General features: G+C 72.3%; 16 protein-coding genes and 2 pseudogenes. 11 read left to right on the forward strand and 7 right to left on the reverse strand.

Annotated elements, in window-relative coordinates; genetic code table 11:
* Nucleotides 1-61: 61 nt before the first annotated feature.
* Nucleotides 62-1,156: a PLP-dependent aminotransferase family protein gene (locus ACQPYA_RS30865; protein WP_433530495.1), complete on the reverse strand. Its 1,095-nt coding sequence runs from the start codon at nt 1,154-1,156 to the stop codon at nt 62-64.
* Between the two features lie 98 nt (nt 1,157-1,254).
* A complete protein-coding gene (locus ACQPYA_RS30870; RefSeq protein ID WP_433530496.1) occupies nt 1,255-1,647 on the reverse strand; it encodes a CBS domain-containing protein in 393 nt (130 codons plus the stop codon).
* Nucleotides 1,648-1,853: 206 nt separating this feature from the next.
* On the opposite strand from ACQPYA_RS30870, the gene ACQPYA_RS30875 reads away from it, so the two are divergent.
* The 3 genes from ACQPYA_RS30875 to ACQPYA_RS30885 are packed head-to-tail and all read left to right on the forward strand — an operon-like array spanning nt 1,854 to nt 4,337.
* On the forward strand, nt 1,854-2,585 hold the full coding sequence (locus ACQPYA_RS30875) for a sugar phosphate nucleotidyltransferase (RefSeq protein WP_433530497.1): 732 nt from the start codon (nt 1,854-1,856) through the stop codon (nt 2,583-2,585).
* Nucleotides 2,573-3,640: an iron-containing alcohol dehydrogenase family protein gene (locus ACQPYA_RS30880; protein ID WP_433530498.1), complete on the forward strand. Its 1,068-nt coding sequence runs from the start codon at nt 2,573-2,575 to the stop codon at nt 3,638-3,640. Before ACQPYA_RS30875 ends, ACQPYA_RS30880 begins: the two co-directional genes overlap by 13 nt.
* Nucleotides 3,624-4,337, forward strand: coding sequence for a CDP-alcohol phosphatidyltransferase family protein (locus ACQPYA_RS30885; protein WP_433530499.1), 714 nt, complete (start codon nt 3,624-3,626; stop codon nt 4,335-4,337). Before ACQPYA_RS30880 ends, ACQPYA_RS30885 begins: the two co-directional genes overlap by 17 nt.
* A 120-nt stretch (nt 4,338-4,457) precedes the next feature.
* On the opposite strand, the gene ACQPYA_RS30890 is transcribed toward ACQPYA_RS30885, so the two are convergent.
* From ACQPYA_RS30890 to ACQPYA_RS30905, 4 genes and pseudogenes are all read right to left on the reverse strand, one after another.
* Nucleotides 4,458-5,732 carry a caspase, EACC1-associated type gene (locus ACQPYA_RS30890; RefSeq protein WP_433530500.1) on the reverse strand — a complete coding sequence of 425 codons (1,275 nt, stop codon included), beginning with the start codon at nt 5,730-5,732 and terminating at the stop codon, nt 4,458-4,460.
* Nucleotides 5,729-6,103 (reverse strand): effector-associated constant component EACC1, encoded by a 375-nt coding sequence (locus tag ACQPYA_RS30895; RefSeq protein WP_433530501.1) that lies wholly within the window; start codon nt 6,101-6,103, stop codon nt 5,729-5,731. Before ACQPYA_RS30895 ends, ACQPYA_RS30890 begins: the two co-directional genes overlap by 4 nt.
* 97 nt (nt 6,104-6,200) lie before the next feature.
* Nucleotides 6,201-6,368, reverse strand: a pseudogene (locus tag ACQPYA_RS30900) (glycosyl transferase family 1); the annotation flags it as partial.
* 141 nt (nt 6,369-6,509) lie between these two features.
* Nucleotides 6,510-7,507: pseudogene (locus ACQPYA_RS30905) on the reverse strand (glycosyltransferase family 4 protein); the annotation flags it as partial.
* Nucleotides 7,508-7,588: 81 nt separating this feature from the next.
* Between ACQPYA_RS30905 and ACQPYA_RS30910 the strand changes: the two are divergent.
* The 8 genes from ACQPYA_RS30910 (at nt 7,589) to ACQPYA_RS30945 (ending at nt 17,084) form a co-directional block, all read left to right on the forward strand.
* On the forward strand, nt 7,589-8,449 hold the full coding sequence (locus tag ACQPYA_RS30910; RefSeq protein ID WP_433530502.1) for an Fpg/Nei family DNA glycosylase: 861 nt from the start codon (nt 7,589-7,591) through the stop codon (nt 8,447-8,449).
* A gap of 267 nt (nt 8,450-8,716) precedes the next feature.
* Complete coding sequence (locus ACQPYA_RS30915; RefSeq protein ID WP_433533697.1) at nt 8,717-10,288, forward strand: sugar transferase; 1,572 nt, start codon at nt 8,717-8,719, stop codon at nt 10,286-10,288.
* A 40-nt stretch (nt 10,289-10,328) separates the two neighbouring features.
* Nucleotides 10,329-11,555 carry a sensor histidine kinase gene (locus tag ACQPYA_RS30920; protein WP_433530503.1) on the forward strand — a complete coding sequence of 409 codons (1,227 nt, stop codon included), beginning with the start codon at nt 10,329-10,331 and terminating at the stop codon, nt 11,553-11,555.
* 14 nt (nt 11,556-11,569) lie between these two features.
* Nucleotides 11,570-12,331, forward strand: a complete 762-nt coding sequence (locus tag ACQPYA_RS30925; protein ID WP_433533698.1) for a LytR/AlgR family response regulator transcription factor — start codon at nt 11,570-11,572, stop codon at nt 12,329-12,331.
* Nucleotides 12,332-12,536: 205 nt separating this feature from the next.
* Entirely contained in the window at nt 12,537-12,887 is a 351-nt protein-coding gene (locus tag ACQPYA_RS30930; protein ID WP_433533699.1) for a hypothetical protein, read from the forward strand.
* Between the two features lies 1 nt (nt 12,888).
* The gene (locus tag ACQPYA_RS30935; RefSeq protein ID WP_433530504.1) at nt 12,889-14,529 is read left to right on the forward strand and encodes a cation acetate symporter; all 1,641 of its coding nucleotides are present in this window, start codon (nt 12,889-12,891) and stop codon (nt 14,527-14,529) included.
* A 114-nt stretch (nt 14,530-14,643) separates the two neighbouring features.
* On the forward strand, nt 14,644-15,408 hold the full coding sequence (locus ACQPYA_RS30940) for an ABC transporter ATP-binding protein (RefSeq protein ID WP_433530505.1): 765 nt from the start codon (nt 14,644-14,646) through the stop codon (nt 15,406-15,408).
* Nucleotides 15,393-17,084, forward strand: coding sequence for an ABC transporter permease (locus ACQPYA_RS30945; RefSeq protein ID WP_433530506.1), 1,692 nt, complete (start codon nt 15,393-15,395; stop codon nt 17,082-17,084). Before ACQPYA_RS30940 ends, ACQPYA_RS30945 begins: the two co-directional genes overlap by 16 nt.
* A 12-nt stretch (nt 17,085-17,096) precedes the next feature.
* On the opposite strand, the gene ACQPYA_RS30950 is transcribed toward ACQPYA_RS30945, so the two are convergent.
* Complete coding sequence (locus ACQPYA_RS30950) at nt 17,097-18,008, reverse strand: endonuclease domain-containing protein (RefSeq protein WP_433530507.1); 912 nt, start codon at nt 18,006-18,008, stop codon at nt 17,097-17,099.
* Between the last annotated feature and the right edge of the window lie 499 nt (nt 18,009-18,507).

Consider the following 18,507-nt stretch of genomic DNA (forward strand, 5'->3'; position numbering starts at 1 on the left):
GCCCCAGTGGGAGTCCTGGAGCGGCCACGATCGCTGTTTTGTCAGAAACCCGACAGAAAGTTCAGCCGCGGACAGCTTCCACCGCTTCGGCCAGCCGGCGGACACCCTCGTCGATCCGGTCCGCGGTCACCGCCGAGTAGGCCAGCCGGAGCGCGTGCCGCCCGCCGTCCACGACGAAGTCGCTGCCCTTGACCACCGCCACGCCGCGTTCGGCCGCCGCCGGGGCGAGCTTGTCGGCTTCGACGTCCTCGGGCAGCTCGATCCAGAGAAAGTAGCCGCCGTCCGGCTCCACGAACCGGGCCTCGGGAATGTGCCGGCGCAGCGAGTCGGCCAGCACCCGGGCCCGCTCGCCGAGGGCCGCCCGGACCGTGTCGATCGAACGCTCGATGTCCCCCGACACGCAGAACTGGTGCACGATCGCCTGCGCGACCATCCCCGGGGAGATGTAGAGGCTGGTCGCCTTCTTCGCGATGTCGCCGATCAGGTCGGCCGGGCCCACCAGGTAGCCCACCCGCACCCCGGGGCAGACCGTCTTGGTGAAGCTGGAGGCGTGCACCACGACGCCGCGGGTGTCCATCGACAGCATCGACGGCAGCGGCTCCCCACGGAACCGGATGTCGGCGTACGGGTCGTCCTCGAAGATCGTGAAGTCGTACTCGGCGGCGAGTTCCAGCAGCTCACGACGCTTGTTGAGGGAAAGCGTCACGCCGGCCGGGTTCTGGTAGTTGGGGATCACGTGCGCCAGTCGGGGACGGACCCCGGACTCCAACAGCTTGCGCAGCTCGGCGGTGTCCAGGCCGTCCGGCTGGACAGTGACACCGTGCAGTTCGCTGCCCATCCGCTGGAGGTTGAGCAGGGTGCGGTCGTAGGTGGGACGCTCCACCACCACTGCGTCGCCGGGCCGGACCAGGTGATCGAAGAGGAAGGCGTCGGCCTGCAACGAGCCGTTCGTGATCAGCACCTGGTCGGCTTCGACCCCGTGCTTGTCGGCGATCCACTTTCGGAGCGGCAGGTATCCGACGGAGGTGCCGTACGCGGTCACCCCGGCGGGGTCGGCGTCGAAGGCACGGACGGCGGCGGCCTTGAGCCCCTCGACATCGACGATGTCCAACGAGGGGGCGCCACGGGCGAAGGAGATCAGCTGCTCGGCGGTCATGGCTGTTCAGCGTACGGGCGGGGGCGGGGCAAACGCGGACGGCACGGCGATGTCCGCATCCTGAGCCACCGGGTCGGGTGAACCAGACCGTCCGACCGTCAGCCGGCGCCGACCATCCGGCTGGCCGCCCACACCCGCATGATGTCGCGCACGGAGATCACGCCGGCCACCTCGCGGCCGTCGAGAACCACCAGATGCCGGAAGCCACCCCGGGCCATCGCCGCAGCCGCCTCCTCGATCGTCCACCCCGGCCCGGCGTAGACCACGTCCCAGGTCAGGTGGGCACCGGTCCGCTCGACGTCGCAGTCCAGCCCGGCTCCGATCGCGTTGAGCACGTCGCGTTCGGTCATGATCCCGATTCCCCCGGCATCCGGATCGATCACCACGGCCGAGCCGATACCCCGCTCCGACATCATCCGCGCCGCCTGGCGCAGGGTGTGCTCCGGACCGACCACGAGCACTTCACTGGACATCGCTTCCCGAACCTGCATCACACATCACCCCTTTGGGACGGCGGCACCCGGTTACCGCAATGGTGAGCCCAGCAGGTTTCCGGGACAAGACCGACTGACGGCTGTCGGAAATCCCGGCACACCGCCCCCGCCGCCCCCGCTGCCCGGCTGACCCGCGACGGCGGCTGCACGGGCGGCGCTATCCTCCTTCGGTGAACGCCGCGAGAACAGGAACTGATGCCGGCATGGTCGGAATGGTGCTGGCAGCTGGAGCCGGCCGCCGGTTGCGCCCGTACACCGACACCCTGCCCAAGGCGCTCGTGCCGGTGGACGGCGAGGTCACCATCCTCGACATCGCGCTGCGCAACCTCGCCGAGATCGGGCTCACCGAGGTCGTGGTGGTGGTCGGCTACGCCGCCGAGGCGGTCCGCGAACGCCAGGCCGACCTGGAGCGCCGGCACGGCGTCACGCTGACCCTCGTCCAGAACGACCGGGCCGAGGAGTGGAACAACGCGTACTCCCTCTGGCTGGCCCGGGACTGGTTCGCCCGCGGGGTGCTGCTGGTCAACGGCGACACCGTGCACCCGGTGAGCGTGGAGAAGACCCTGCTCGCCGAGCGCGGGCCCGGCGTCCTGCTCGCGATCGACACCATCAAGCCGCTGGCCGAGGAGGAGATGAAGACCACCTTCGACGCCGCCGGCCAGCTCACCCGGATCACCAAGCTGATGGACCCGGGCGAGGCGTACGGCGAGTACATCGGCGCGACGCTGATCGAGCCGCAGGTGGCCGAGGCCCTCGCCGACGCGCTGGAGGCCACCTGGCGTCGTGATCCGAACCTGTACTACGAGGACGGGTACCAGGAGTTCGCCGACCGTGGCGGCGAGGTGCGGGCCGCCCCGATCGGGGACGTGTCCTGGGTGGAGGTCGACAACCACGAGGACCTGGCCAGGGCGCGGGAGATCGCGTGCCGCTACTAGCCCGTACCGTCACGACGCCGCTGTCGATCGAGGTCCGCCGGGGCGCGGTGGCCGACCTCGGCGCGCTGCTGGCCGACCGGCGGATCTCCGGTGGCGGCGACGTCGCGGTGGTGGTCGGCCCGGGTCAGGGCGAGAAGATCGTCGAGCTGTGTCGCCCCTCGCTCGGGTCGGCCGACATCTTCACCGTGGTCGGCGGCAGCGTCGACTCCGCCAACGAACTGGGCGACCAGCTACGTAACCGGCACTACGACGCGGTCGTCGGCATCGGTGGCGGCAGGACCATCGACACCGCCAAGTACGCCGCCACCCGGTACGCCATCCCGATGGTCACCGTGGCGACCAGCCTCGCCAACGACGGCATCGCCTCTCCGGTGGCGTCGCTGACCCACGAGGGCGGCAAGGGCTCCTACGGCGTGCACATCCCGATCGCCGTCCTGGTCGACCTCGACTTCGTGGAGAACGGGCCGGACCGGCAGACCCAGGCCGGCATCGGCGACGCGGTGAGCAACCTGAGCGCCATCGCCGACTGGGAGCTGGCCCACCAGGTACGCGACGAGCCGATCGACGGGCTCGCCGTGACGCTGGCCCGGACCGGGGCAGAGGCGCTGGTCAACCATCCCGGCAAGATCACCGACGACGCCTTCCTGACCACGCTGGCCGAGGCGCTGATCCTGGGCGGCATCTCGATGTCGATCTGTGGTTCCAGCCGGCCGGCGAGCGGCGGCGACCACGAGATCTCGCACGCCATCGACCACCTCTACCCGGGCACCGGCTCGCACGGCGAACAGGCCGGCCTGGGTGCGCTCTTCTGCACCTTCCTTCGCGGCGACCCGGAACGCTTCGGCCAGCTCGCCCGCTGCCTGCACCGGCACGGCCTGGCCACCCGGCCGGGGGATCTCGGGCTCACCGACGAGCAGTTCGTCGAGGCGGTGGCCTTCGCGCCGCGTACCCGACCGGACCGCTACACCATCCTCGAACACCTCGCGTTGTCCGCTGACGACCTTCGGACCCGGCTGGGAGACTACTGTGACGCCCTCCGTGAGCACCTTGGCTGAGCCGTCCCACCCCACGGTCGCCGACTTCCACCGGGTCAACCGGGGCGGTGGCCTGTTCAGCGAGTCGGTCAGCCAGTGGATCGGCGCAGTCTTCGCGCTGGTCGCCCAGCGACTCGGGCTCCGCCCCACCGCGCTGACCATCACCAACCTGCTGCTCGGGCTGGCCACCTCGGCCACCGTGGTCGCCCTCGCCGGCCCGGTCGCCGCCGGGGAGGTGCCGGCCTGGGTAGTCGGGTTGCTCGCCCTGGTCGGCTGGCAGCTCGCGTACGCCCTGGACTGCGCCGACGGTCAGCTGGCCCGGGTGACCGGGCAGGGCAGCGCGGCCGGCGCCCGGGTCGACGTCCTCTGCGACGTGGCCGCCCAGATCGCCCTGGTCGCCGCGCTCTCCGCCACCGCCGTGGCGCAGCACCCGACGATGCCGACCTGGCTGGTGGCCGCCTTCGCCGGCACCTGGATGGTCAACCTGGTCACCTCGGTCATGCAGTCCGGCCCGAACGCGGCCAGCATGGTCACCTCCACCAGCCTGCCGGTACGCCTGGTCAAGCTGGTCCGCGACTACGGCGCGGTGATCTTCGTGGCCGCCCTGGTCCTGGCGTTGGCCCCGGCCCTCACCTTCTGGGCGATCGTGGCCTTCACCGTGATCAACGGCGGCTTCCTGCTAGCCAGCATCACCTTCTCCGCCCGCGCCAGCTTGTAAGGAAGGGCACCTTATTAACGCCTCGTGCATAGGAAGGGCCCCCTATTAACGGCCACTGTGCGTGCCGAAACGGGTGCCTCCGCCCGGGTGCATCCTTCGAAGCCCCGCCGATCATGATCTTCAGCCGTGGCCGTGGTGGAGCACCGCCGCTCGGATCTCGGCGATCAGGTCCTCGGTGGCCCGCGGCCCGAGCGTCGAGTCCGGGACACGGTAAGGCCGGTCGTCGACCACCACGTCCAGCCCGTTCACCCGGTCGACGCGTTGCGCGCGCCGGGTTCCGGCGGTCTGTAGGTAGCTGAGAACCGCGTTGCCCACCGGGTTGCGCTGCCGAAGTCTCAGCTCGGCCCGGCGCAGGTCGGCGAGGCTCAGCACGGACGTCACCGCTCCGCTCAGCCCCCGCGACCGCAGGATCAGTGCCCGGGTGGTGAACGCCAGGAACGTCGCCCGGCTGGTCGGCCAGGAGTCGTCGATGAGGGCCATCAGCCGCTCGCCCGGGTGTGGCTGGTAGTCGGGGAGCAGCTTCCAGGAGAGGGCGTGGCCGAGTTGGATCCGCCGGCTGGGGGTGAGTTTCTCGGCGAGGACCCTCGACAGGGCCTCGTCGAGCGGGGTTTCTGCCGTCGGCGCGGCGGGCTGCGGCGGTACCGCCCGGTCGGCCGGAGCCCGGTTCCGGGCGATGCAGATGGCGCCGCCCACATCGACCCCGAGCATCCTCGGTCGGGGCATCCTGGCCGCGATCAGGCGCTCCTCCACGTGTTCGTGGATCGTCTGTAGGGTGAGCAGCTCGCCACCGCCTGCCACGCCCTGTTCCAGCGTCGCGATCAACTCCCCGGTGTAGGCGGTGTACTCCGCACCCTCCGGTGCCTTCGAGGTGCGGTCCGCGTCGGAGGAGACCAGCAGACAGGAGCCCCGGGTACGGAGCTTGTGGTCCACATCCTCGACGCCCATCTCGTCACCGAAGGCCGCAGCGGCGAAACAACAGTCCAGGATGATCACTTTGTGCCGTACCTCGACCGAGGGCTCCTGGAGTGCGGCCTGTAGATCTTTGAACCGGACGGCCTTGGTGCCGAAGCCACGGTCGCGCCGGGCTCCGGCCAACGCGAGGTAGAGATCCTCGGTACGGGGGTGGATGAAGCCGTGACCGGCGAAGTAGAACACCAACGTGTCTCGGGCGCTGGCCGCCGCATCGCTCACCAGTTCCAGCAACTCGTCCCGACGGGGCTGGAGGCGCTCGTGGCAACGCCCGGCGGGCAGACCCCAGACTTCCGGGTCCCGGAGGTGACGGCCGAGCTTGGCGACGTTGTTGCGCACGGCGGGCAGGTCCCGGAAGTCGCTCTCCGCGTCCTGCCGGTAGGTGCCGGCGATGATCGCGACGGAGAGCTGCGGATCGGCGATCACGGGCGGTCCGGCGCGTCGCCACCACCCAGCACGCCGACGGCCGCCGCAAGATCGTGAATGACGGCCTCGCCGTCCTCGACCACCTCGACCAGCGAGCCGTCCGGCAACCTGAACCGCACCCGGCCCGGTTTCGGTCGACTGTCCCGCCAGCTGGCGACGCTGACGACCAGGCTGCCCAACCCGATGGCGGACGAGACCACGAGGCTGATCACCTCGATCACGCCGCCCATGTCGTCCACACCGTCGGCCTGGTCGAGGGCGACGCCGGCTCGGGGTGTGATCGAGGAGTCCCGAGTCAACCAGCGTGCGAGCGAGCGGGTCTCCGCGCCGTCCTCGTCGTCTTCGATCTCCACCCGGATTCTCGCGGTCATGATCCTCCCGTCGGTCGCCGGGAACCATGGTCACCGATGCCACACCCGGTGCCAATCGGCGACTCGGCCACCACTCAGGGTGGAACGGGCCGGACGGTCAGCCGAGCGAGGCGTACACGTCGATCAGGCGCTTGGTGACCACGTCGGGGTGGAAGGTGCGGTCGTAGCGGGAGCGGGCGGGGCCCGACAGGGCGGCGGCGCTGGCCGCGGCCAGGGGGAGGGCGGCGGCCAGGGCGGCCGGATCGGGGGGTACGACCCAGCCGGCCTCGCCGGTCACGACACCTGCCGGCAGGGCCGAGGCGCCCGCGATGCCGGGGGCGGCCGGTCCCGGGGCGGAGGAGCCCGGCACGGAGCCGGAGACGGCCGGGGCGGGTGCCGAGGCGACCACGGCCGGGCCGGTGCCGGCCGGCTCGCGGGGGTGTCCGCGCCGACCAGGTACGGGATGCCGCCGAGCGCGGTGCCGAGCACCGGCCGCCCGCTGGCCAGCGCCTCGATGATCACCGTGGGCAGCACGTCGTGCCAGGTGGAGGTGGCCAGCACCACGGCGCTCGCGGCCAGCGCCGCGCGTACGCCCGCGCGGTCCAGCGAACCGAGGTACGTCACGTCGGCGCGTTCGGCCGCCGCCGCCTCGACCAGCGGGCGCAGCTCGCCGTCGCCGCCGATCCGCAGCGGCCCGAGCGCGCCGTCCGGGTGCCGACGCCAGGCTTCCAGCAGGAGGGCGAGGCCCTTCTCCGGGGAGAGCCGGCCGAGGAAGAGGAAGCCCTGGCCGAGCGGCGCGGGCGCGCCCGGGTCGGGGATACCGTTGGGTTTCACGACGATCCGGGAATCCGGGATGCCGTAGTCGCGCAGGTGGTCGGCGACGGCGCTGGTGAGAGCGATGAACCGGTCCACCGACTTCCAGGTGCCCCGGTGCACCGCGAGGGTGGTCGCCATCAGCGCGCTCTGCGCCCGTGAGCCCCGGTAGCAGCGGTGCACCACCGCCGGCACGCCGAGCGCCCGGCCCCGGCAGTCCTGGCAGATCACGCCGTCCCGGAAGTACAGCCCGGAGGAGCAGACCTGGCGGTAGTTGTGCACCGTCTGCACCACCGGCACGCCGTGCCGGTGCGCGGTCCGCACCACCCAGGGCGAGAGCAGCGGGTACGGGTTGTGCAGGTGCAGCACGTCCGGCCGGTGCTCGGTGAGCAGCCGACCCAGCTCCTGCTGGGCCCGGGGCGCGTAGATCGGGGAGATCGGCAGCAGCGCCTTTGCCGTCGTCGGCATCGCGGGGATCTCGTCGGAGCTGCGCAGGAACGGCAGCACCTCCACCCCGGCCGCGGTGAGCTGGGCGATCTCCGCGTCGACGATGGTGTTCTCACCGGAGGGCTGAGCTTCCCGGTACCGGTTGTGCGCCACCACGATTCTCACAGAGCTCGCCTTTCGTTCGCGACTGTGGGACTCGCAAGCTCATTCCTCGCGCTCACGGGCACAGACGCTACCGTTAAGGACGTGCCCGAACTACCGGAGGTGGAGGCGCTCGCGGGTTACCTGCGGCAGCGCGCGGTGGGCCGGCGTGTCGACCGGCTGGAGGTCGCCGCGATCAGCGCCCTGAAGACGTACGACCCGGCACCGACCGCCGTCGCCGGCCGGGCGGTGGTCGATGCCCGGCGGCACGGCAAGTTCCTCGACGTGGTCTTCGACGGCGGTCTGCACCTGGTGGTCCATCTGGCCCGCGCGGGCTGGCTGCACTATCGCGAGGCGTTCGCGTCGACCGTCCCGCTGCGTCCCGGTAAGGGCCCGATCGCGGTCCGGGTCCGCCTCGACGACGGCTCCGGCTTCGACCTGACCGAGGCGGGTACGCAGAAGAAGCTCGCCGCCTACCTGGTGACCGACCCGCAGGCGGTGCCGGGGGTGGCCAAGCTCGGGCCCGACGCGCTCGCGGCCGACCTCGCCACCTTCGCCGGGGCGCTGCGCAGTCGCCGGGGGCAGGTCAAGGGGGTGCTCACCGACCAGGCGGTGCTGGGCGGGGTGGGCAACGCGTACTCGGACGAGATCCTGCACGCGGCGAAGCTGTCGCCGTTCGCGCTCACCGACCGGCTGACCGACGACCAGTTGGCGACCCTGCACGCGGCCACCCGGCGGGTGCTCGGCGACGCGGTGACCCGTTCGCTCGGGCAGCGGGCCGCCGAGTTGAAGGGCGAGAAGCGCTCCGGGCTGAAGGTGCACGCCCGGACCGGACTGCCCTGCCCGGTCTGTGGGGACAGCGTCCGGGAGGTCTCGTTCGCCGACTCCAGCCTCCAGTACTGCCCGACCTGCCAGACCGGCGGCAAGCCCCTTGCTGACCGACGGTTGTCCAAGCTCGTACGGTGAGTGATCCCACTCACTGGTTACGGAGCGGAATCGGACGCGGCGTACGCAACCGCCGGTCCGGCGCTCTACCCGGCCCACCATCCATCGGTATAGTGGCCCGGTCCCCGGCTTCCAGAGGTGTGGAGCCGGCCAGATCCCCGGCGAAAACGAGCCCGCCGTGCAATGTCCTTCGGGTGGGCGACGGGTGCGGATTTCGCGTGGGAGGCTGGAACGGTGGGCGACCCGAGCCCTCACGGCGAGTGAGCGGCGCGTGTCATGCGGGAGGACATGGGTGAGGTGACGACTAGCCTCCAGCGCCCGGTAACCAACGAAGGCCGGAGCAGACTCGTGCGGCACGTCGACAGCTTCGAGATCCAGCCGCCGGACCCGCCGTCCCCGAACGGCGTACCCCGGTCGGCCTGGGCCCGGGCCCGACGACGCGTCTCCCGCTGGCACCGCCCGTACACAGCGATCCTGCTGCTGCTCGACTTCGCCGCGGTCGCCTTCGCCAGTTACACCGCGATCCGCACCTTCGACCAGGCCACCGCGGGCTTCTACGACGCCCAGAACGACCCGACCTGGTTCTTCATCGTCGCCTTCCTGCTGCTGCCGCTGGGCTGGCTGATCATCCTCTGGTTCAACGGCGCGTACGACCGGCGTTGCCTCGGGCTCGGGCCGGACGAGTTCAAGCGGGTGATCCGGGCCGGGGTGGCGGTCTGCGCGACGGTGTCGTTCGTCGCCTTCGCCACCAAGACCGACCTGTCCCGGTTCACCGTCAGCACCGCGCTGCTGCTGGGCCTGCTGCTGATCCTGCTGGGCCGGATCCTGACCCGGTTCGTGCTGCACGTGATGCGCCGCAACACCCGGCAGGCGGCGCACCGGATGGTGCTGGTCGGCACCCTGCCGGAGTGCCTGGAGGTCTACACGGCGGTCACCCGCAACCCGTCGGCCGGGCTGGTGCCGGTCGCCATCCACATCACCGACGGCTACGCGGCGGCCAAGGGCGTGCAGACCCCGGTTCCTGTGTACGCCGGCCGCGACGTGCTGGCCCTGGTGCGGGAGGTGGGCGGCGACACCATCGCGGTCTGCGGCTCGGCCAGCGCCGAACCGGGCGAGTTGCGCCGGCTGGCCTGGCAGTTGGAGGGTTCGGGCGTCGATCTGGTGGTGGCTCCGCAGCTGACCGACATCGCCGGGCCCCGGGTGCACATCCGCCCGATCGAGGGCCTGCCGCTGCTGCACGTCGAGGAGCCGACGCTGTCCGGGCCGGCGCTGCTGGCCAAGAACATGATGGACCGGGTCGCCGCCGGGCTGGGCCTGCTGGCGCTGGTCCCGGTCTTCCTCGCCGTCGCCGTCGCGATCCGGATCTCCGACCCCGGTCCGGTCTTCTTCCGGCAGCCCCGGGTGGGGCACGAGGGGCGCACGTTCCGGGTGTGGAAGTTCCGGACCATGTACGTCGACGCGGAGGATCGGCTGGCCAGCCTGGTCGACCAGAACGAGACCGACGGCATGCTGTTCAAGATGAAGCAGGACCCCCGGGTCTTCCCGGTCGGCCGCTTCCTGCGCGCCTCCTCGCTGGACGAGCTGCCGCAGCTGATCAACGTGCTCAAGGGCGAGATGTCGCTGGTCGGGCCGCGCCCGCTGCCCGCCGACGACGGCGACTTCCTGGGCGATGTGCGGCGTCGGCTGCTGGTCCGCCCCGGCATGACCGGGTTGTGGCAGGTGTCCGGCCGTTCCGACCTGTCCTGGGACGAGGCGGTCCGGCTGGACCTCTACTACGTCGACAACTGGTCCCTGGCGTACGACCTGAGCATCCTGTGGCGCACGGTTGGTGTGGTGTTGGCGCGCAAGGGCGCGTACTGACCCCTTGGCCCGGCGGGCCGGAACGACCAGGATCGTGCGCGTGAGTGGCAACCTCTCGGCCGTCGTCGGCGTCGTCTCGCTGGTCACCGTGCTGGCCGCGGCCCTGTTCGCGGTCGGCCGGCTGAGCGGTCGGCGCGGCATCGCCACCGCCGGCCAACGGGCCACCTACGAGGTGCTGCACACCGCCGGGCTGGCCGCCGAGCCGCTGCGGGCCGGGCTGAACGCCGCCGGAGCGGCGAAGGCCGCCCGCCACCTGCGTACCCTGGTCGGCGCGGACGGGTTGGCGTTGACCGACACCGACGAGTTGCTCGCCCTCGACGGGCGCGGCTCCCACCACGGAGAGCAACTGCGCGCGGCGGCCCGGCGGGTGGTGGCGTCGGAGCGCTCCACCGTCCTCGGCGAGTCGGAGCTGCGCTGCGACCGGGTCGACTGCCCGGTCCGCGGGGCGGTGGTGGCCCCGCTGGCCGGCGAGGAGGGTCGGGTCGCCGGCGCCCTGGTCGCGATCACCAGCGGCGCTCCCGCGCCCGGCCTGGTGCAGGCCACCCTGGAGACCGCGCACTGGGCCGGCAGCCAGCTCGCCCTGGCCGAGCTGGACTCGTCCCGGGAGCGGCTGGCCCGGGCCGAGGTCCGCGCGCTCCGGGCACAGATCAGCCCGCACTTCATCTACAACGCGCTGACCGCGATCGGCTCGTTCGTCCGCACCGACCCGGAGCGGGCGCGGGAACTGATCCTGGAGTTCGCCGAGTTCACCCGGTACTCGTTCCGGGCGCACGGTGAGTTCACCACGTTGGCCGAGGAGCTTCGGTCGATCGACCGCTACCTGACCATCGAGCGGGCCCGGTTCGGCGACCGGCTCCAGGTGCGGCTCCAGATCGCCCCCGAGGTGCTGCCGGTGACCCTGCCGTTCCTCTGCCTCCAGCCGCTCGTGGAGAACGCCGTCCGGCACGGGTTGTCGCGCAAGCCGGGCACAGGCATGGTGAGCATCGAGGCCCGGGACGCGGGCGCCGAATGCCACATCACGGTGGAGGACGACGGAGTGGGGATGGATCCGGGCACGTTGACCGCCGGGATTGCCGAGCTGGCCGGGACCGCCAGCGACCCGGGCGACGATCCGGGCCAGCACGTCGGTCTCTCGAACGTCGACGAGCGGCTCCGGTCGGTCTTCGGCGACGGCTTCGGCCTGGTCGTCGAGACGGGCCTCGGTTCGGGTACGAAGGTGAGCATGCGGGTGCCGAAGTTCCACCCCGGCGTACGGGCCGGCTCGTGACCGGCAACGGCGGGCTGACCGCCTCGGGCTTCCTGCGCGTACTGGCGGTGGACGACGAACCGCCGGCGCTGGACGAGCTGGCGTACCACCTGCGCGCCGATCCCCGGGTGGCCCGGCTGCACACGGCCGGCGACGCCACCGAGGCGCTGCGGCTGCTCCGCGACGGCGACGTGGACGTGGTCTTCCTGGACATCCGCATGCCCGGCCTGGACGGCATGGAACTGGCCCGGGTGCTGCGCCGGTTCGCCCGGCCACCGGCGATCGTCTTCGTCACCGCGTACGACGACGGCGCGGCGGACGCCTTCGACCTCGGCGCCACCGACTACGTCCGCAAGCCGGTACGCGCCGAGCGGCTGGCCGAGGCGTTACGCCGGGTGGTCGGCTCGCGGGTGGTGCCGTCCCACCCGGCCGCCCTGGCCCGGTCCGAGGAGGATCCGACGATCCCGATCGAGCTGGCCGGCAGCACCCGCATGCTGCCCCGGTCGGCGGTGCGCTGGGTCGAGGCGCAGGGTGACTACGCGCGACTGCACACCGCGGACGGGGCGCACCTGGTCCGGGTGTCGCTGGCAACCCTCGCCGAGCGGTGGGCCGACGCCGGGTTCGTCCGGATCCACCGGTCGCACCTGGTGCAGCTCCGGCTGATCGCCGAACTCCGCCTGGTCAACTCGGGGTACGTGGTGGTGGTCGACGGTACGGAGCTGCCGGTGAGCCGGCGGCACATCCGGGAACTGAAGGACAAACTGGTCCGGGCCGCGAAGCAGGAGTGGAGCCGCTGACGGGGCGAACCCAGCCCGTCATCCACGGGTTTTCCACAGGGCAGGCTCGTTGTCCACAGGTTGTCCACAGCCTGCTTGACATTCCCGGCGGGCGGACGAGACTGCCGGGGTGGCCGTCGAGGATCCAGTGCCGGCACCCCGCCGACCCGAGCCGTCCCCGGCCGCCGGGGAGCAACTCGCGCCCGCGCCGCCCGCGCGTACCCGGGTGGTGTTGGCCGAGGTGTCCCGCCGGCAGCACCGCGTGGGGGGCACCCGCACCGAGCTGACCCAGCAGACCCGGGTCGGCGACGCGCTGGTCCGCGGCCTGGTCCGCGCCCAACTGGCGCTGGCACTGCAACTGTCGGCGGTGGTGCTGGTCGGGCTGGGCGGGCTGCCCTGGTTGTTCGCCATCGCGCCCTCGGTGAGCCGGATGACCGTGCTCGGGGTCAACCTGCCGTGGCTGCTGCTCGGGGTGCTCTCCTTCCCGTTCCTGGTCGCCGTGGGCTGGACGTACGTCCGGCTGGCCGAACGCAACGAGCAGGACTTCACCGACCTGGTCCAGCGGCCGGAGCGCTGAGGTGAGCAACGACCTCGTCGTGCCGGCGATCGTGGCGGTCACCCTGGTCACCGTCGGGATCGGCTTCTACGGGCTGCGGCTGGCCCGCACCACCTCCGACTTCCTGGTCGCCTCGCGGGTGGTCAGCCCGAACTGGAACGCCGCCGCGATCGGCGGCGAGTACCTGTCGGCGGCGAGCTTCCTCGGCGTGGCCGGGCTGATCCTCAAGTACGGCGTGGACGTGCTCTGGTACCCGGTCGGCTTCGCCGCCGGCTACCTGGCCCTGCTGCTCTTCGTGGCCGCACCGCTGCGCCGCTCCGGCGCGTTCACCCTGCCCGACTTCTGCGAGTTGCGGCTGGGCTCGCGCCGGCTGCGGGCGCTGGCCACCGCCTTCGTGATCTTCATCGGCTGGCTCTACCTGGTGCCGCAGTTGCAGGGCGCCGGGCTGACGCTGGCCACCCTGGCCGGCTCGCCGTACCCGGTGGGTGCCCTGGTGGTGGCCGCCGTGGTGACCGCCAACGTCGCGCTCGGCGGGATGCGCGCGATCACCTTCGTGCAGGCGTTCCAGTACTGGCTGAAGCTGACCGCGCTCGCCGTACCCGCGATCTTCCTCGTCCTGCACTGGCAGGCCGACGGGCGACCGCCGGTGACCCCGCCCGACGGGCCGACGTTCCGGACCGCGACCACCGTCGTGGTCGAGCACCGCGCGGTCCTCACCCTGCCCGACGGGCAGACCCGGGAGGTACGCCCCGGCGACGAGTTGACCTTCGCGGCCGGTGAACCGGTGCCGGGGGTCTCCGGGGTGGCCACGAGCGCCACCGACTGGCTGCTGCCAAGTACGGCCGGGGCCGACGACCGGGGGCTGTTCGCCACCTACTCGCTGATCCTGGCGACCTTCCTGGGCACCATGGGGCTGCCGCACGTACTCGTCCGCTTCTACACCAATCCCGACGGCGCGTCCGCCCGTCGCACCACGCTGGTGGTGCTGGCCATGGTCGGGGTCTTCTACCTGATGCCCACGATCTACGGCGTGCTGGGCCGGATCTACACCCCGCAACTGCTGGTCAGCGGCAAGACCGACGCGGTGGTGGTGCTGCTGCCCGAGGCGGCGCTCGGTGCCGGGACCACCGGCCGGCTACTGGCCGCCCTGGTCGCCGCCGGGGCGTTCGCGGCCTTCCTGTCCACCTCGTCCGGGCTGCTCACCAGCGTCGCCGGAGTGATCTCCACGGACGTGCTCGGCCGGGGCTCGGTCCGCGGCTTCCGGCTGGCCACGGTGATCGCCGGCGTGGTGCCGATGGTCCTCGCGTTGAACGTCTCCGGGCTCGACGTCTCGCAGGTGGTCGGGCTGGCGTTCGCCGTCGCCGCGTCCAGTTTCTGCCCGCTGCTGGTGCTCGGCATCTGGTGGCGGGGGCTCACCGACGCCGGGGCGGCGGCCGGCATCCTGGTCGGCGGCGGCGCGGCGGTGACGGCGGTGCTGGTCACCGTGCTCGGCCCCCCGCTGACCGGCTGGCCGGCCACCCTCACCGCGCAGCCGGCCGCCTGGACGGTGCCGCTGGCCTTCACGGTGATGGTCGCGGTCTCCCTAGCCACCCGCCGCCGCGCCCCCGCCGACACCGGCCGCACCATGCTCCGCCTACACGCCCCCGACACCCTCCGCCTGTAAGGAAGGGCCCCCTATTAACGCCTGCGGTAGAGGAGGGTCACCCTATTAACACCCGCTGGGCGCACCCCGCTGGGCTGGTGGGAGCGCTGGCCCGGAACGGATAACGTCGGTCGTATGACTGGTGAGCATCCGGCGCTGGCGTTGCGCGGCCTGGCCAAGAGGTTCGACAGCAAGATCGCGGTCGCCGGTGTGGATCTGGACGTGCCGGCCGGCTCGTTCTACGGCCTGCTCGGCCCGAACGGTGCGGGCAAGACCACCACCCTGTCGATGGCGGTCGGGCTGCTGCGGCCCGACGCGGGCGGCGCCTGGGTGCTCGGGCGCGACGTGTGGGCCGATCCGGTCGAGGCCAAGCAGCTGCTCGGCGTCATGCCGGACGGCGTACGGCTCTTCGACCGGCTCAGCGGCGCCGAGCTGCTGGCGTACCACGGTCTGTTGCGCGGCATGGACCCCGCGGTGGTCGACCAGCGCGCGGCCGAACTGCTCGACGTGCTCGCCCTCGCCGACGCCGGCCGCACCCTGGTCGTCGACTACTCGGCCGGCATGAAGAAGAAGATCGGCCTGGCCTGCGCGCTGCTGCACGGGCCGCGGCTGCTGGTGCTGGACGAGCCGTTCGAGGCGGTCGACCCGGTCTCGGCCGCGCTGATCCGCGACATCCTCCAGCGGTACGTCACGGGTGGCGGGACGGTGGTCTTCTCCAGCCACGTGATGGAGGTCGTGCAGCGGCTCTGCACGCACGTCGCGATCCTCGCCGAGGGCACCATCAAGCGGGTCGGCACGCTGGAGCAGGTGCGCGGGGACCGCTCCCTGGAGGAGGTCTTCGTCGAGGTGGTCGGCGGGCGTACGGCCACCGGTGAGGAGCTGGCGTGGCTGTCCCGGTGAACGCCCCGGCCGGCCCCGTGCGGCGCGTCACGGCCCGGCACTTCGTCCGGCTCAAGCTGCGGGTGATGCGAAACAACCTCCGTGGCCAGGGCTGGCGGGTCGCGCTGTTCCTGATCGGGTCGCTGGTCGGGCTCTGGTTCGCGGTCAGCGCCTTCTTCGGGTTCGCGGCACCCGGGCTGGCCGGCAACGACCGGTACGCGCTGCTGGTCGCCGCGTTCGGTGGCGGGCTGGCGGTGCTCGGCTGGCTGCTGCTGCCCCTGGTCTTCTTCGGCGTCGACGAGACGCTGGACCCGGCCCGCTTCGCGCTGCTGCCGTTGTCCCGGCGCACGCTGGTCACCGGGCTGTTCGCGGCGGCGCTGGTGAGCGTACCCACGGTCGCCGTGCTGTTGGCGCTCTCCGGCCTGGTGGTCACCGCGGGCGTGTTCGGCGGCTGGTCCGCCGCCGTGGTGGCGGCGGTCGGGGTGGTCGCCGGCCTGCTCCTCTGCGTAGCCGCAGCCCGGGCGGTGACCAGCGCGTTCGCCACCATGCTCCGGTCCCGGCGGGTCCGGGACCTGGCCGCCGTTCTGCTCGCGGTGGCCGCCGCACTGCTCGGGCCGCTACAGATCGCCGGCCTGGCCGCGATCCAGGACGCCAACTGGGACCGGCTCGCCGGGGTGGCGACGGTGATCGGCTGGACCCCGTTCGGCGCACCCTGGACGGCCGGCATCGACCTGGCCCAGGGGCGGGTCTGGGCCGTCCCGCTGAAGCTCCTGATCACCGCGGTGACGATCGCCGCGCTGCTGGTCTGGTGGTCGCGTTCGCTGGAGTCGGCGATGGTGGGCGCGGCGAGCGCCGGCCCGGCCCGGGCGAAGCCACCGGCGACTGGCGGCGTGGTGGCCCAGCTGTTCCCCAGGGCGGCCGGCTGGCTACGCCGGGACCGCTTCGGCGCGCTGGTCGCACGGGAGGCCCGCTACTGGTGGCGGGACGCCCGACGGCGGGCCAACCTGATCACCATCGCGGTGGTCGGCCTCTTCGTGCCGGTGATGGTCAACCTGGGCGGGCAGGGCTTCACCCTCGACAGCGAGCAGGGCTTCACCCTCGCCGGCGGGACGTCGCCCGTGCTGGTCAGCCTCTCCATGCTCTTCGTCGGGCTGCTCGCCGCGGTGACCCTGGCCAACCAGTTCGGCTTCGACGGCAGCGCGTACGCCGCGAACGTGGTGGCCGGCGTGCCCGGCCGGCTGGAGCTACGCGCCCGGATGGCCGCCTTCTCGCTGTACGTGCTGCCGATGCTGGCGCTGGTCGCCGTGGTGATCGCACTGGTGATCGGCGAGCCGGCGTGGATCGGGTTCATGGCCGGCACGCTGGTCGCCACCTACGGCGCGGGGCTGGCGGTCAACTCGTTCGTGTCGGTGCTCGGCGCCTATTCGCTGCCCGAGACGAGCAACCCGTTCGCGATGAACAGCGGTGCCGGGGTGGCCAAGGGCCTGCTCACCCTGCTGGCCATGGTCGCCACCGGCGCGGCCGCCATACCGGCGGTTATCGCCGCCGGGCTGCTCGGCGACACCTGGCTCTGGCTCGGGCTGCCGCTGGGCGTGGCGTACGGCGTCGGGGCGGCCCTGCTCGGCTCCTACCTGGCCGGCGACGTGCTGGACCGCCGCCAGCCCGAACTGCTGGCCGCAGTCACCCCACGCCGCTGACTGGAGTTTGGTTCAACAGGGTGTGCGGGTGACGTGCCCTCGGGAACGCAGGGCGGCCCGGACCTCGGCGACGAAGCCGTCGAAGTCCTCCCGGAAACGCTTCGCGGTGACGTGCAGGATGATCCAGTCGTCGCCGACGAGTTGGTTGAGCCGTCTGCGGTCGGAGTGGAACTGCTCCGGGTCGTCGTGCCAGAGGCCGTCGTACTCCACCGCCACTCGATACTCCGGCCAGGCCAGGTCGAGACGGGCGACGAAGCGGCCCCGATCCGACACCACCCACTGGGTACGAGGTCGGGGCAGCCCGGCCAACACCAACCGCACCCGGGTCCGCGACTCCTGCGGCGATTCGGCACCGGCGTCCGCCAACTCGACGGCGCGGAGCATCGCCCGCCAGCCCCGGCGGCCCGCTCGCGCGACGGCGTACCCGCGTAACGCCGGTACGTCGGTGAGGCGGCGCGACAGCAGGGCGTCGACGACCACCACCGCCTCCACCAGGTCGAGCCAGAGCGCCAGGTCCCAGCAGGTGCGCTCGGGTGACGTAACTGCCGTGCCCGCGCGATCGAGGATGTCGCCGGGGTCGATGAGCCCGTGATGGACGCGCAGACCAGCGACCGGCCCGACCCGTGCGCCGCGCGGCACGAGGACGTCCACGGGATCGTCGGTGGCCGCCGGGACGCACCCGAGGAGCGCGGCGGCGGATCGGCCGGCGATCGCCGCGCCCGGTGGGATCAGCCACCGGCCGACGGCGCCGCACCTGGTCCGATGGGTGACGGGTAGCTGGGCATCGGCGTACACGTCCCGGAAGAGTGGGCGCCAGGCGGAGCTGCGGAGATCGTTGCGGGTGAGCAGGCCGCGGTCAACGGCGACCGACCCACGGAAGATGCGACCCCGCAACTGCGGCGGCCGACGAGGCGATCTGGGCATGCCCTCGACGGTGGCACCCGCCGCCCCCGACGCGCTGCCCCTGTGGATAACCCTCTGCAATCCCACGCGCCCGCACCCCGACCGCGAACGACAGCACCCCCGGCCACGGCGCGGCCCCGGACACGGGCGCGGACACAGGCACGACCTCGGACACGGCCAGGGCGCGGGCGCGGGCGCGACCTCGGACACGGGCGCGGGCGCGACCTCGGACACGGACACGGCGCGGCCCCGGACACGGGCGCGGGCGCGACCTCGAACACGGACACGGCGCGGCCCCCGGACACGGCGCGGCGCCGGGCACGCGCACGCGCACGGGCGCGGGCGCGGGCGCGACCTCGGCCACGGCCACGGACCGGCGCGACCGGACACGGACCGGCCGCGACCCCGGGCACGGGCACGGGCACGGCGCGACTGCGACACGTGGAGTGCGACGAGACGGGTCGTCCGCCGCGGCGGTTGTCGGAGTTTTCTGGCGGTGGGGCCGGTGGTGTCGTTCTTC

Source organism: Micromonospora sp. CA-263727 (genome assembly GCF_050942455.1).
Lineage (GTDB): Bacteria > Actinomycetota > Actinomycetes > Mycobacteriales > Micromonosporaceae > Micromonospora.